General features: G+C 43.1%; 14 protein-coding genes. 6 read left to right on the top strand and 8 right to left on the bottom strand.

Annotated elements, in window-relative coordinates; all coding sequences use genetic code 11:
- Positions 1 to 52: 52 nt before the first annotated feature.
- Both ABK447_RS00190 and ABK447_RS00185 read right to left on the bottom strand, forming a co-directional pair.
- Positions 53 to 931 (bottom strand): YitT family protein, encoded by an 879-nt coding sequence (locus ABK447_RS00190; protein WP_032870851.1) that lies wholly within the window; start codon positions 929 to 931, stop codon positions 53 to 55.
- A 183-nt stretch (positions 932 to 1114) separates the two neighbouring features.
- The gene (locus tag ABK447_RS00185; RefSeq protein ID WP_191973982.1) at positions 1115 to 1567 is read right to left on the bottom strand and encodes a MarR family winged helix-turn-helix transcriptional regulator; all 453 of its coding nucleotides are present in this window, start codon (positions 1565 to 1567) and stop codon (positions 1115 to 1117) included.
- A 120-nt stretch (positions 1568 to 1687) separates the two neighbouring features.
- Here ABK447_RS00185 and ABK447_RS00180 point away from each other — a divergent pair, with 120 nt between their 5' ends.
- Both ABK447_RS00180 and ABK447_RS00175 read left to right on the top strand, forming a co-directional pair.
- A complete protein-coding gene (locus tag ABK447_RS00180) occupies positions 1688 to 2119 on the top strand; it encodes a GNAT family N-acetyltransferase (RefSeq protein ID WP_072589783.1) in 432 nt (143 codons plus the stop codon).
- Between the two features lie 351 nt (positions 2120 to 2470).
- Entirely contained in the window at positions 2471 to 3337 is an 867-nt protein-coding gene (locus tag ABK447_RS00175; RefSeq protein ID WP_191973981.1) for a DUF1259 domain-containing protein, read from the top strand.
- Positions 3338 to 3547: 210 nt separating this feature from the next.
- Here the strand turns inward: ABK447_RS00175 and ABK447_RS00170 are convergent, their stop codons facing one another.
- Together ABK447_RS00170 and ABK447_RS00165 are read right to left on the bottom strand one after the other, a co-directional pair.
- Positions 3548 to 3949, bottom strand: a complete 402-nt coding sequence (locus tag ABK447_RS00170; RefSeq protein ID WP_007409882.1) for a carboxymuconolactone decarboxylase family protein — start codon at positions 3947 to 3949, stop codon at positions 3548 to 3550.
- A 104-nt stretch (positions 3950 to 4053) separates the two neighbouring features.
- Positions 4054 to 4962, bottom strand: a complete 909-nt coding sequence (locus tag ABK447_RS00165) for a LysR family transcriptional regulator (RefSeq protein WP_007409883.1) — start codon at positions 4960 to 4962, stop codon at positions 4054 to 4056.
- Between the two features lie 118 nt (positions 4963 to 5080).
- On the opposite strand from ABK447_RS00165, the gene ABK447_RS00160 reads away from it, so the two are divergent.
- The gene (locus tag ABK447_RS00160; RefSeq protein ID WP_007409884.1) at positions 5081 to 5866 is read left to right on the top strand and encodes a 3-hydroxybutyrate dehydrogenase; all 786 of its coding nucleotides are present in this window, start codon (positions 5081 to 5083) and stop codon (positions 5864 to 5866) included.
- A 299-nt stretch (positions 5867 to 6165) separates the two neighbouring features.
- Here the strand turns inward: ABK447_RS00160 and ABK447_RS00155 are convergent, their stop codons facing one another.
- Positions 6166 to 7614: a PLP-dependent aminotransferase family protein gene (locus tag ABK447_RS00155; RefSeq protein WP_007409885.1), complete on the bottom strand. Its 1449-nt coding sequence runs from the start codon at positions 7612 to 7614 to the stop codon at positions 6166 to 6168.
- 129 nt (positions 7615 to 7743) lie between these two features.
- Between ABK447_RS00155 and ABK447_RS00150 the strand changes: the two genes are divergently transcribed.
- Positions 7744 to 8655, top strand: coding sequence for a DMT family transporter (locus ABK447_RS00150; protein WP_061046522.1), 912 nt, complete (start codon positions 7744 to 7746; stop codon positions 8653 to 8655).
- A gap of 149 nt (positions 8656 to 8804) precedes the next feature.
- Complete coding sequence (locus ABK447_RS00145) at positions 8805 to 10874, top strand: thioredoxin domain-containing protein (RefSeq protein ID WP_191973979.1); 2070 nt, start codon at positions 8805 to 8807, stop codon at positions 10872 to 10874.
- On the opposite strand, the gene ABK447_RS00140 is transcribed toward ABK447_RS00145, so the two are convergent.
- On the bottom strand, positions 10871 to 11767 hold the full coding sequence (locus tag ABK447_RS00140) for a CPBP family intramembrane glutamic endopeptidase (protein WP_100001694.1): 897 nt from the start codon (positions 11765 to 11767) through the stop codon (positions 10871 to 10873). The two genes, ABK447_RS00145 and ABK447_RS00140, sit on opposite strands and share 4 nt — an antisense overlap.
- 214 nt (positions 11768 to 11981) lie before the next feature.
- Here ABK447_RS00140 and ABK447_RS00135 point away from each other — a divergent pair, with 214 nt between their 5' ends.
- Positions 11982 to 13313: an MFS transporter gene (locus ABK447_RS00135; RefSeq protein WP_039063887.1), complete on the top strand. Its 1332-nt coding sequence runs from the start codon at positions 11982 to 11984 to the stop codon at positions 13311 to 13313.
- A gap of 32 nt (positions 13314 to 13345) precedes the next feature.
- On the opposite strand, the gene ABK447_RS00130 is transcribed toward ABK447_RS00135, so the two are convergent.
- Together ABK447_RS00130 and ABK447_RS00125 are read right to left on the bottom strand one after the other, a co-directional pair.
- Positions 13346 to 13726, bottom strand: a complete 381-nt coding sequence (locus ABK447_RS00130) for a VOC family protein (protein WP_015418645.1) — start codon at positions 13724 to 13726, stop codon at positions 13346 to 13348.
- A 56-nt stretch (positions 13727 to 13782) separates the two neighbouring features.
- Positions 13783 to 14721 (bottom strand): LacI family DNA-binding transcriptional regulator, encoded by a 939-nt coding sequence (locus ABK447_RS00125; RefSeq protein ID WP_012118935.1) that lies wholly within the window; start codon positions 14719 to 14721, stop codon positions 13783 to 13785.
- Positions 14722 to 14731: the final 10 nt, after the last annotated feature.

The raw sequence follows: 14731 nt of genomic DNA, 5'->3' as shown, positions 1-14731 counted from the left end.
AAGTTTTTTCTCCTTTTTTAAAAAAAGCTGCCGATTAACGGCAGCTCGCTTCTTAATGATTATGGACTTTTCTGAAATTACTGCCTTTTACTTCTGCGACATCATATACCGTCACAAAGGCTTGTTTATCAATGTCATTAATAATTTCTTTCAGTTTGGTTTCTTCCAAACGGTTGATGACACATGTGATTTCTTGGAATTTTTCATGAGAAAAACCGCCGTATGCTTCTTTATAAGTAGCGCTCCGGCCCAATTCTTCACGAATGGTCTCTACCATTAATGCAGGCTCATTGGTGATAATCTGAAATGTTTTAGAACCGCTTAAGCCTTCCTCAACCACATGAATCACCTTAGATGCAATGTAGTAAGCAATGACGGAAAGCAATGCGCCTTGCAGCCCAAATACAAAAGAAACAAAAATAAACACAAACATGTTTAAAAATAAAATGAGGTCGCTCGTGCCAAACGGCAATTTCCGTGACAGAAGCACAGCCAGCATATCAATTCCATCTAATGCGCCGCCGTTGCGCAATGCCAATCCCATTCCAAAGCCGAGAATAATCCCGCCGACAACGGTGATTAACAGGGTGTCTCCCTCGATGATAGCCGGTGTGTGGTGGAAAAAACTCGTGCCCGCGGCAAGTGAGACAATACCGATAATTGATAGAAACGCAAAACCTTTCCCGATTTGCTTATATCCTAACCAGACAAACGGTATATTGATCACCGCAATTAAGATCCCAAGAGGCAAATGAAACAGCTGTGAACCGACAATGCTGAGTCCGGTTACACCGCCGTCAGATACACTATTCGGAATCAATACGGTTTCCAGTCCATACGCGGCAATAATTCCGCCGATGATGACCATGATGGCCCGTACGATTGATTTCGCTCTGAATTTCTTACGTCTTTGTTTTTCGATTGTACTCATATCATTCCCCGCTTCAATTATTTTTTCTTATTTAAATATACCATAATTGATACTTTTCGTTAAAAATAAGCCTATCGGCTATGTTGAAGCAGGAACCGAGGAAGGAGATGTCACAGATAACGTATCCATTTATGACTTTAATCATTCACAACGCAATCATTCACTAAAAGGAATTAATGACCATTAATAATCTCTTTTATTCCCCTTCTTCACAAATTCCCAATCATGTTCTATATTTTTTCTCACCCGCTGAAGAAGGCTGAAAATGGTTTCTTTTTCCTCAAATGTAAAGCCGGACAGGGCCACCTCCGCAGAATGCTCTCCTTCTCTTTGCAATAACGGATAAACCTTTCTCCCTTTTTCAGTCGGAAACAGTTTTTTTATTTTTTTATTTTGATCATCAGGACGCTTTTCAATAAACCCCTGTATTTCCAGTTTTTTGATTGCCCTCGCCGCTGTTGTTCGGTCGACTTTAATCATTTCCGCCACTTTTTCCTGTATCACTCCCGGGTTTTCACATATACGCACAAGGTAGAGATACTGCCCTTTTGTTAAGTCTAATTCTTTAAATTCAATATTGCTGATGGAATCCAGTGCCCGTGCGATCATGCCGATTTCCCGCAAAATATCAGTCATATCTTTTCAAACCCTTCATGTTTTTGTTGCATATGCAATATAATTGTTTTATCGTTACTTCTATAAGACCACAAGCAAGCCGTGCAGTCCAGACTAACATGTGAAAAGGATTGGTTGATTATGAAGATAAAAAGAATAACAACGGAAATTGATTTGCAAGCAGCGCTTGAGATTAGAAAAGCAGTATTCATTGAGGAACAGCAAGTACCTGAATCCGATGAATTTGATCAGTTCGATACGCTTCAGGAACAGTGCGGGCATGTCTTGGTTTATCATGAAAATCAGCCTGCCGGCACAGGACGCGTCCGCATTGTAAACCATACAGGCAAGCTCGAACGAATCTGCATCCTCAAGCCTTACCGCAAATACGGGTTGGGCAAAGTCATCATAAGCGAATTAGAAAACATGGTAAAAGAAAAAGGCATCACCCAATGTAAACTGCATGGACAAACACATGCGGAAGGCTTTTATCACAAACTGGGCTATCAGACAGATTCACCGGAATTTATGGAAGACGGCATCCCGCACGTCTTGATGACAAAAGAGCTGTGAGCTGTCACTAATGAGCAGCCAAACGGCTGTATGAATTATTTACCGAAAGCCTTGTATAAAGGCTTTTTTTCATATTCTGAAACTCACAACTAAAAGGTATGTGTGCTCAGCCGGTGCTTGTCACAAATGACCGCCACAAAAAAATCAAAGCTGGAATAAAACTACCAATTTAAGCTTTTAATCTATTAAAAATTAACAGTTAAAGAGATTATAAAAAGGGAAGAAAATCTCAAATTATACTAGGAAGGCTGATTCTCTCTAATAGGGACTGCTGACGCGTTACATTTTTTCTATCTTCACATATCTTTAATACTACGTACGTTATAAATAGATTCCAGGAGGAGATATGAAGTGGAAGAAACGAGTATGGAGCCATCACGGCTCTGCAAAGAATTTGCTAGAATTCTCAATTCAACGCCCAGTGTCGTAAATGGCGTATGTACGGCGACAAGATTTCGAAGCAACATTCATCCGGTGGTACTCGGAAGAAGAGCCGAGGCATTTCCTTTTATTCCTCAGGCCTTTTCATTTGAAAGCATGGATCGGGAAGGCAGAGCTTTATGTTTAGGTGAGACTGTTTTACTGCAAGAAGAAGTGAACCCGTTAATGAGTGAGCTGCGCAAATTCGGTATCATCGTAACTGCCGTTCATAACCATTGGCTGTTTGATAAACCGCGCCTGATGTTTATGCATTTTGAATCAATTGATAAACCTCTCAATTTTGCAAGAAAAGTGAGAGAGGCCCTGAGGGTTCTAACTACTAAAACTGTGCGTGCGGTACCAAAAACTGACGGGGAAATGATTGAACGGCATGGTCTTTGTGACGAGTTCAACGATATTCTAGGCGGAACCATGCATACGTTTGAAAATGGAATTTGTACAGTAATGAGATCACGAACGAATATAAAACCTGTAGTGCTTGGACGGCCCGGAAGATCATTCTTGCTCATTCCGCAAATGTTTTCATTTGAATCAATGACAAAAGACGGCCGTGCTCTTTGCAGCGGAGAAACTGTCATTCTGCAAAAAGAAATCAATCCATTTATCAGCGTTCTTCGGAAACATGATCTGATTGTAACGTCTCTACACAATCACTGGCTGTTTGATAAACCGAGACTGATGTATATTCATTTCGAAGCGATTGATAAACCTGTCAACTTCGCCTTAAAAGTAAGAAATGCTTTAAAAGTGCTTACTGATAAAGAGGTCGAAGGTTAGCATGTTTCGAAGTATCAAAAAGCGATTAATATAATCGCTTTTACATATGATCAACCGAAAACAAAAAAGAGACCATATATAGGCCTGGCACAGACTTTTTTATGATAAGCGAGACTATTAAAAAACAGCCTTATAGGCTGTCGTTTTGTGTATATTCTATTGATGAGTTTATACTAATTCAACCCGCATTCCATACAAGCTCTTTATTTCTCAATGGTTTTCTACATGTCGTTGTGCAAACACCTTCTTAGCCACTGAAAGAGCATTAAGTACACGCGGGAATCCTGTATAAGGAACCAATTGGGTGATACTCTCTACAATCTCAGTCGGTGTTAATCCGGATGTAAGCCCTGTATTGATATGAAGTTCAAGCTGCGGCTCGGTTCCTTGCGTTACAAGGGATGAAATGGTAACAAGCGCACGTTGTTGATTGGTTAATCCCGGTCGTGAATATATATCTCCGTAAGCAAATTCTATCATGTACTTACTTACATCTGGAGCGATATCTTTCAAGTCTTCAGAAATCTTTAAATGCGTAGAGATTTTATCATCGCTTGTTAAAGTGTACTCCATTAATTTGTCTAAACCTTGTTGGTAACGGCTTTGATCCATTTGAATTTCCTCCTGAAAAGTACTTATTTTCTGACATAAGATAATATATCGCAGCCCTCTCTAACCGTAAAATACATAAAAACTATAAAAACCATTCATTTTTTTCATGAGTTATCTTGATCTGCGTAATTACTCTTACAAAAAAATGAAATATACCGGATAAATTCGCGTACTGCGTGTGAAACATATTTGCCTTTTTTTAAAATAATCGCCACTTTCCAAGGAATGGATGGATTGACAATAGAAATTGCCTTAACTAAACTTTGATCAGTCTTTTTCACTATAGACTGAGGAAAAATGGAAATACCTAGTTCTTCTCCAATCATTTCGCTGATAAAATCCCATTGAGAACTTTCATAAACGATATTTGGACGAAAACCGGCTCTAATACACTCTTGAATAATCCGATCGTGAAGAGAAAAGTCTTCACTAAACAGGATGAAAGGTTCATTTTTCAAGTCTTGCATTTCCACAATCTCTTTATGAACAAGCGGGTGAGCGGAATGAACGAAGAGCATCAGTTCTTCATTAAGCAATGGAATGATATCAAACTGCTCTTCGTCCACTGGTTCAATAACCACGCCAAGATCCAGTACCCCATCTTCAACCTCCTGTTTCACCTTGTTTCCCCCATGTTCTATCAGCTTGATGTTCACATCAGGATACAATTGTTTAAATCCTCTAATGATTTTAGGAAAAAACAAGACACCGATAAGCGGCGGTATTCCAATTTTCACTTTTCCTTTTTTTAAATGTAAAAGATCGTATAAGTTCGTCGACAAGTCATCTATTGACTTCATAATCATTTGGCCTTGCTCAAATACAATTTCGCCTGCATCTGTCAAAGCGATTTGTCTAGCTGATCGATCAATGAGCTCAACCTTTAATTCCTCTTCCAAACTTTTCACCATCTTACTTAAGGCAGGCTGTGACAAATGCAAATTTTCTGATGCCTTAGTAAAACTGTTGGATTTAGCAACTTCAAGAAAGTAAGTGATTTGGCGTATATCCATCGTATGATCTCCATTCCATAAGTTTAACGAATACATTATATTCTTTTTATTCATTTTACTTATACAACTGCTGGGTGTAAACTTTTAGAAGACCAAAATGAATCCTGGAGGGGTTACTATGAGTAAATTATTGGAAAGTAAAGTTGCTCTTGTTACAGGCGCGGCGAGTGGAATTGGTTTAGAAATTGCACGTGAATTCGCTAAAGAAGGCGCAAAAGTTGTGATTTCCGATTTGAACGAAAAAGCCGTGCAACATGCAGCTGAGGAACTTACGGAACAAGGATACGAAGTCCTCTCTGCGGTTTGTGATGTAACAAACGAAGAACAAGTAGAAAAAAGTGTCTCTAAGACACTTGAAACCTTTGGACGATTGGATATTCTGGTAAACAATGCGGGGATTCAGCATGTGTCGGATATAGAAAACTTCCCGACTGATAAGTTTGAATTTATGCTGAAATTAATGCTTACTGCTCCTTTTAGTGCGACAAAAAGAGTATTCCCTTTGATGAAAAAACAAAAATTTGGCCGCATCATCAATATGGCTTCCATAAATGGTTTAATTGGTTTTGCAGGGAAAGCAGCTTATTGCAGCGCTAAACACGGTTTGATCGGTTTAACTAAAGTATCAGCATTGGAAGGAGCGGAATACGGAATTACCGTCAACGCCTTGTGTCCGGGATATATCGACACTCCATTGGTGCAAAACCAGTTAAACGATATTGCAGAGACTAGAGGCATTTCTAAAGAAAAGGTGTTTGAAGAAGTCATTTACCCCTTGGTTCCTCAAAAACGTTTGTTAGCCGTGCAAGAAATCGCTGATTACGCAGTATTCCTCGCCAGTGACAAAGCGAAAGGCGTTACAGGGCAGGCAGTCGTAATGGATGGCGGTTATACGGCCCAATGATCTGAATTTCATCTGCAGGAGTCATAGCGCTTTGGATTAAATGATTTACTCTTCAAGAACCAAGCCGCTGTTCTTCTAGGAGAGACATAGCCATACAGATTGAAGTTTGAATAAAAACAAGGAGAGCAGAAATTAACATTTTTTGACATTCGGCATCTTAACTTAAGAAAAGCCGCTTTGTTGGCGGCTTTTTTACTGGTTTTCATGAGGGGAAAAGAAGCATTTGAAAAAGCGAAACGCGAAAACAAGCAGATTCTTGTCATTGATAGCATGTCCCTGTCTTTTAGTAATCATTATATTTATCTGCTTGCCAATTCCTTAATCATCAAACCCAATTCATAAATTCCCTTTTGAAGGTCTTCAAGAGATGCATAAGCATATGATAAGCGAATATAATTCCCTTTTTCTTGAGCATAGATACTGCCGAGATTGAGAAGTATCCCTTTTGTCAAAGCTTTTGTATAAAGTAATTTCATAGATAGTGAAGGCAATATTTTTACCCAGACAAAGAATCCTCCCTTCGGCATATTCCATGCAGCGACATTCTTCAAATTGGTTTCTAAGAGACTCATGACCAATTGCCTTCTCACCTTTAATTGACTTCTCACCTGTTCTAGATGTTGCTGGTATTCACCGGATGTAAACCACTCTGCCGCTACTCTCTGAGATAACGAACTGGAGCCGTAATCTGTTTGCATTTTTATGTCGGATAAACGTTCAATCACTGGTTCTGGACCGACGATCCATCCAATCCTCAAGCCCGGACTTAACGTTTTCGATAAACTGCCTATGTAAAGCACATGCCCATTTTTATCTATTGTTTTAATAGGATCTGGAGGAATCTCATCTATCCATAACTCACGATAAATGTCATCTTCAATAATGGGAAGCTGTGCATTCTCACTTGCCGCAAGGATTTCTTCTCGTCTCTTTTTTGACATTAAAATACCTGTCGGATTATGAAAACAAGGATTTGTATATAAGATAGCCCTCCCCCGTTCCCCCCTTGCCATGTGGATGTGTTCCGGCAAAAGTCCATTATTATCCATAGGAACTCCAGTCAGCTTCATACCGGCTGATTGAAATACGTGTAATGAATAAAGATAGGAAGGCTGATCGAGAAATACGGTCGATCCCCTTTGTAAAAGCCCCATTGATATAAGCTGCAAGGCTTGCAGTGCGCCCGAAACAATAAGAATGGAAGAAGGAGACGCTTGAATGCCGATTGTTCTTAAATAGCCGCTTAATGCCTCTCTCAAAGGCAAATAGCCTTTTGGTTCCTCATACCCGAATGCCTCTATGTTTTGAGATACCTTTCCCATGATCTCTTTCATAACAGCTAAAGGAAAAATCTCATGTGAAAGTTCTCCTTTACTGAGCTGTATAAGATCAGAATTCGATTCTGATTTATTGATCTCTTGAACGATTTTTTGGCTTGGCTGCTGGATTCCGGAGGTTACATACTGATCCCAATCGGGAGCGGAATTCTTAGCCAAAAGTGTCCATGTATTGTTCGTAACAACTGTCCCTTTGCCCATTCTGCCTTCGATTAATCCATCCGCCGTCAATTCCTCTAAAGCTGTAATGACTGTGCTCCTGTTCACCTCAAAGTGTTTAGCAAGCGTGCGCTGGCTTGGAATCTTACTTCCAATCGGCCATTCTCCATTTCCTATTTTCTCTTTTATAAATTGAATGATTTGTATGTACTTAGGAAGCTTTTTCATCTTTTTTTCTTCTGGAGCGCTCATAAAAAGGATCCTCCTTAAAAGTGGTTGGGTCAAAATCTATTTAACTGGTTGAAGTCATATCATCAAATCTTTATTAATATAGAAACACATTAAATAACTGGTTGGTTTTTGTAAAGAGGAGTGAGAAAGATGCAAAAGAAAACAGTTCGAATCGGCATATCTTACAGTCTGATGATTGGGTTGTGGGCATCAGCTTTCCCGGGAATTCGCGCGGGTTTGGAGAGTTACACGCCGGAACACCTCGCTTTGTTTCGCTTGTTGATTGGGTCAATGGTGCTGGTGGTTTTTGCTATTTTGACTCATATGCGTTTACCTGACATGAAGGATGTTCCTGCTATTTTATCGTTAGGATTTTTAGGTTTTGCACTATATCACATTTTGCTGAATATCGGAGAAAAAACAGTCAGCGCAGGGGTAGCAAGCTTACTCGTGACCATGACACCTATTTTTTCTGCAATGTTATCCCGTCTGTTTTTTGGTGAACATTTTGGGCTTTATAAATGGATTGGCTCTATCATAAGTTTATTGGGTGTGTCGATCATTTCATTTGGGGCAGGAAACTATACAAATTCAGTGAACGGCATTTTGTTAATCCTGCTGGCAGCTTTTTCGGAGAGTATTTATTTCGTTTTTCAAGCTCGCTATATAAAAAAATATGGATTTATTCCATTCGTTACATTCACTATTTGGGGCGGGACAGTACCTATGCTTGTATTTCTGCCTGGCTTAGGGGAAGAGTTTTTGAACGCTTCAATGAACTCAACATTGTCTATCGTTTACTTAGGTTTATTACCAACGGTTGTGCCTTACTTTGCACTTGCTTATGTAACTTCACTCGTCGGTGCTTCAGAAGCAACCATTTCACTTTATTTAACACCCGCTATAGCCTTGGTCATTTCTTGGGTGTGGTTAGGTGAAGTACCTGCGTTTATTGCACTGACAGGCGGGATGGTTACAGTCGCCGGAGTGTGTTTCACCTATCTAACAGTAAATAAAACGATAAAGATTTTAAATCCTTACTTCTTATCTAAAAAGCAATAAGGTAGATGAAGTTTAACCCTGAAAATAGAGTCATAAGCAGTTCTCCTTTTTAATGACTTGGGTTTGGTTCACAAAGTTGAGTGTATGAATTTTTTTAGAGGATTGTGGTATGTTAAACATACAAATATTAATAGAAAGCAGGTGAGCCCATGCCAAACAATAGCAAACCCAACAGTTTAATCACGGAGAAGTCCCCCTATCTGCTCCAACACGCCCACAACCCCGTAAACTGGCATCCTTGGGGAAAAGAAGCCTTCGAAAAAGCAAAACGCGAAAACAAGCCGGTTCTTGTCAGCATCGGCTATTCGACGTGTCACTGGTGTCACGTAATGGCCCACGAATCCTTTGAGGACGAAGAGATCGCCGGTATGTTAAACGATAAATTCATAGCCATCAAGGTTGATCGTGAGGAGCGGCCTGATGTGGATTCCGTGTATATGAGAATCTGCCAGCTGATGACGGGGCAGGGCGGGTGGCCGCTGAACGTGTTCGTCACCCCAGATCAGAAGCCGTTTTATGCGGGGACATATTTTCCGAAGACGAGCAAATTTAACCGTCCGGGCTTTATCGATGTGCTTGAACATCTGTCCGAAACGTTTGCGAATGACCGGCAGCATGTCGAGGATATCGCCGAAAACGCCGCCGCTCATCTTGAAGTCAAGGTTCACCCGGCCGAGGGCATGCTTGGCGAACAGGCTGTTCATGACACGTATCGCCAGCTGGCCGGCGGGTTTGATACAGTGTACGGCGGGTTCGGCCAGGCTCCGAAATTTCCGATGCCGCATATGCTCATGTTTCTGCTTCGCTACTACAGCTATACGGGCAAGGAACAGGCTTTGGCCGGCGTAACCAAGACACTCGACGGCATGGCGAACGGCGGGATTTTTGACCACATCGGGTTCGGCTTTGCCCGCTACTCGACTGATAATGAATGGCTCGTGCCGCATTTTGAGAAAATGCTGTATGACAACGCCCTTCTCCTGACCGCATATACAGAAGCCTGCCAAGTCACAGGTAATGAGCGCTACAAACAGATTGCGCTGCAGATCGTAACGTTTATTCAGCGGGAAATGATGCATGAAGACGGCAGCTTTTTCTCAGCTTTAGACGCTGATACCGAAGGCCGTGAGGGGAAATATTACATATGGTCCAAAAAAGAAATTATGAACCTTCTCGGTGATGAACTCGGCCCGCTTTACTGCAAGGTGTATAACATCACAGATCAAGGCAATTTTGAAGGCGAAAACATCCCGCACCTCATTTTCACGCGGCGTGAGGCCATCCTCGAAGAGACCGGCCTCACCGGACATGAGCTGGCCGAACGCCTTGAAGAGGCAAGAACAAAATTGCTGGAGGCCCGTGAAAACAGAAGCTATCCGCATACAGATGACAAAGTGCTGACCTCATGGAACGCGCTCATGATTGCCGGGCTGGCAAAAGCCGCAAAGGTATTTCACGAGCCTGACTTTCTCAGCATGGCGGAAACAGCGATCCGCTTTCTCGAACGGCACCTCATGCCGGACGGGCGCGTCATGGTCCGCTATCGCGAGGGCGAAGTGAAAAACAAAGGGTTTATCGATGATTATGCTTTTCTCATCTGGGCTTATCTTGAACTGTATGAAGCGGGTTTTAATCCGTCTTATCTGCAGAAAGCGAAAACGTTATGTACAAGCATGCTGGAGCTGTTCTGGGATGAACGGCACGGAGGTTTCTTCTTTACGGGGAATGATGCTGAGACCCTTCTTGTCAGGGAAAAAGAGGTTTATGACGGGGCCGTGCCTTCCGGAAACAGCGCGGCTGCCGTACAGCTGCTTCGTCTCGGCCGCCTGACGGGTGATATATCACTGATTGAAAAAGCCGAAGCGATGTTTTCTGTGTTCAAACGGGAAATAGAGGCCTATCCGAGCAGCAACGCTTTCTTCATGCAAAGCGTACTGGCACATACAATGCCCCAAAAAGAAATCGTTGTTTTCGGAAGGAAAGATGACCCAGACAGAAAACGTTTCATTGAGGCGCTTCAGGAGCATTTCACTCCCGCCTATACGATTCTCGCCGCAGAACATCCGGAAGAGCTTGCCGGCATTTCTGACTTTGCCACGGGTTATCAAATGATCGACGGGAAGACAACGGTCTACATTTGTGAGAATTTCGCCTGCCGGAGGCCGACGACGGATATTGATGAAGCGAAGAACACCTTACAAATCAGCAGCAGAGCCTAGGCGGCCTGCTGCTTTTCTTTTTTCACAAAACGGAACGCGAGCCATACGAAGATGATATTGATCACCAGCGTCGATATGCAATCATATATTTCATAGCCGCCGGCTGCTGTTGTAAATATCGACGGAATGCCGCCGTACACCGAATGATCCTCTGTGAGAAAGATAAATAAAAACATATTATTGGCAGCGTGACCGCCAAGGGACATCTCCAGACTGCCCGTTTTAATCGTGATAAAGGTCCAGATCATGCCAATGGTGACATATCCGATTCCCGCCCAGAGAGCTCCATTTTCCATCTCCGGATTCCCGAAATGAAGTGCGCCGAATAATCCGCCGATAATGACTGTCAGAACTACCGCGTTTGCCGTCAATTTTCCGGCGAACTGAAGCAGAAAACCGCGAAAGAGAAATTCCTCCGCAGAGGTTTGAATCGGCACCAACAAGACGGCCGCCGCTAACAGCAGCAGAAAACGTGAAGCATGGAATTCCTGAAGCGAGAAACGATCCTGATGAATTGTAAAATCAATCAGCCCCGCGACAAACATCAGCACAACATATGTGCCGAATCCAAAGAAAATTCTCTTCCAGTTCAGCGACTGATTCGGTGTGATGATGGATAAAAAACGACGTTTCATAATGAAACGAACCGCTATCCAAATGCCCGGAATCGCTATGAAATAGACGATATGCTGTAAATAAATATCCGCCAGCGGGTCACTTAATGCCCCCTCATCCCAATTTATCGTCAATGAAGGATTGAAAGCGGACATGAGAAACATATAAAACACGGTCAGTATGCTTCCGAAAAAGAACAAACCCACTATGACCAACAGAGAAAGAAGATATCTCGATACACTATTTCTTCCCTCTGCTGGCCGTACAAACGTATTCATATTTATGCATCAACTTCCTTTCCTTCAACATTTTACAATATAAACAGAAACAGATATAGGAAATGTTATATATTTTAAGAAGAAAGCGCTATGCCGTTTCCTTTGGCTCTGGTTATTTACACTCTGTTTTTGCCAAAAAAAGACCTTTATAATGTATTCGTCAGATAAATTCACAGTATTTTCTGATTACAATTGCAAAGTCAGGGGGTTTTTTATGAAACATCAGACATTCTCAAATGTAGCGAACCGATTAGACCGTCTCCCCATTTCGCGTGTGCACTATCAAGTATTAACCGCTCTCGGAATCATCTATTTTTTTGATCTCGCTGATCTGTTTACGCTCAGCAACGTGGCTCCGGCGCTGATTGAGCATTGGGGCGTGAAGCTGTCCACCATTGCCGACATCACGGCCGCATCCTTCCTGGGCATGTTTTTAGGCGCGTCCATCGGCGGAAGGCTGTCCGATCGGATCGGCAGGAAAAAAGCGCTGAATTGTTTTGTCCTTGTCTTTTCGATCTCATCTTTTCTGAATGCGCTGGCATGGGACATTCCGTCCTTAATGATTTTCCGATTCTTGACCGGTCTCGGCGTCGCGGCCGCCATGATTGTGACGAACAGCTATTTGGCGGAATTTTTTCCATCCTCCGTACGGGGAAAATACATCTCCCTTTGCGCCATGATCGGACTAATCGGCGTTCCCGTCACAAACGTTGTTTCCGCATTTGTCATTCCTTTAGGCTCATGGGGGTGGCGGCTCGTATTCGTATGGGGGGCGGCCGGTCTCATTTATTTCTTTTTTATCCGCCGGCTTGAGGAATCGCCGCGCTGGCACGAAAATCGGGGCGCATATGATCAGGCAAACGCCATTATGAACCGTCTTGAAGCACGTGCAGAGAAAGAAAAAGGCCCGCTTCCTGCGTCAAAAGAGGCGGCAGAAGTACATACAGTGAAGCACGCAGGCTACTTAGGGCTGTTTCAGGGCAGGAATTTAAAGATCACCATCATCCTGTCAGCGGTATGGATTCTTGAAACCTTTGGCTTTTACGGCTTTGCTTCATGGGTGCCCAGCCTGCTGAAAAGCAACGGCATCACCATGGAAAAAACACTGTGGTACAATGTGCTTCACTCTGTCGGCGCACCGCTTGGCGCATTGCTCGGTTCCATGATATCCGAAACGTTCCAAAGGAAATGGATTCTGGCAGCAAGCGCCTTTCTGACTGCCATTGCCGGACTGTTATACGGCATGACGTTTATTCCCGTCATGATTATTGTGTTTGGATTTGTCGTTAACGTCACGGAACGGATCTTCACCTCAAATCTATACGCCTACACATCGGAACCGTATCCTACGGAATATCGCTCGGCAGGGAGCGGGCTGGCGTACGGGCTCGGCCGTTTTTCCAACATATTCGGCTCCCTGCTCGTCGGGTTTATTGCCGTTAAGCTCGGCTACATCAGCGTCTTTTTGTTCATCGGCGGCTGCTGGCTTCTGTGTTCCGTTTTGTTAATCCTCTTCGGCCCGAAAACAAATGCACAGCAAATTTAATCAAAAAAACAGTGCGGAATCACTCCGCACTGTTACACTGTGATTTCTATCAAATTGCCTTCCCCATCCTCTATCACGCTCTCATAATATCCGTCACCCGTCACGCGCGGGCCGCTTACAACCTGAAATCCATCATTTTTAAACGTTTCCGTCAATTCATTCACCCGCTCCTTGCTGCCTGTAGAAAATGCGAGATGCGCCCATCCGGTCATATTCTGTGACGGAACTTCATCAATGCCGCCTTTTTTCATAAGTTCCAGCCTGCATCCAGAGTCAAATGAAAGAAAATACGATTTGAAATCTTTTTTCTCATTATGATAAAGGTCATTGGCCTTGGCGCCGAAGTATGTCTCATAAAACTCTTTCATCCGTTCCAAATCTTTCACCCATATCGCTGCATGTTCAATTCGCATATGTCCGCCTCCCTTTTTTTCTCAATCTATTTATAAAGCATGAAACCCATTTCAGCTCAAGACTTTTTCCGCTGAAATTGATGCATAATTTGTTTTTTAGCCGTTTCTTCGTGAAAAAACAATAAAAATGCTTCCTTTCCGACCCGTTCCAAATGAAGTTCCAGGGATGGAATATTCAATGCCCGGCTGACGCTCAGATTTCCCTCGCCGATGATCTCCGCGTCCCATTTCTGTTCTTTCGCAAACTGGTACAAGCCGGCAGCCACATCATCACTGTGCGCATAGATGGCCGTCGGCGCCTTGTCGAAACCCCAGAAGTGCTCACCCGCACGCTTTCCGTCGTCCATATCATGGCATCCGACCAGAATGCGGGTTTCATCAAGAGAGCCGAAGACCGCCTTATATGCGGTTACCTTGTCGGCCGTACTCGGGCTTTTTTCCGCTTCCCGCACACATGTAAAAGCAACGTCTTGATGCCCGCGGTTTTTCAAATACAAAAAGCTTTCTCTGTATGCTGCCTGCCTGTCATTATAAGCGCAGGGAATCTCTTGATGCTGTGTATATTCACAAGCGACAATGGGGCCGTATTCCAGGTAAGGTACGGCGGTTTCCCATTCATTCGCGCGGGACGTGACAATCAGTCCGTCAATCTTTTTCATTTTCAGCAGTTCGAAATATGTCATCTCTATAGCGGGGTCATAGTTGGTGGGGAGAAGGGTTGTCACGTAATCATGGGCAAACGCTTCCTTCGTGATACCGTTTACAATTTTGTCAAAGCAGGGATGGTCGCTGTACGGCAAAATCACGCCGATTGTATTGGTCTTTCCGCGAATCAGATCAATGGCGGTTCGATTAGGGGTATAATCCAGCTCCTTCATCACTTGATTCACAAGACGCCTTTTCTCCTCAGATACGTACGGGTGTCGGTTTAACACGCGTGATACGGTGGCCACCGACACATTCGCCAGTTTCGCAATCTCTTTTATATTTGCCATGTGCTCCTCC

This window comes from Bacillus sp. hwrm1, assembly GCF_040207805.1.
Classification (GTDB): domain Bacteria; phylum Bacillota; class Bacilli; order Bacillales; family Bacillaceae; genus Bacillus; species Bacillus velezensis.
The sequence above is the reverse complement of the archived record's forward strand: the minus strand, read 5'-3'. Positions and strand labels throughout refer to the sequence as shown.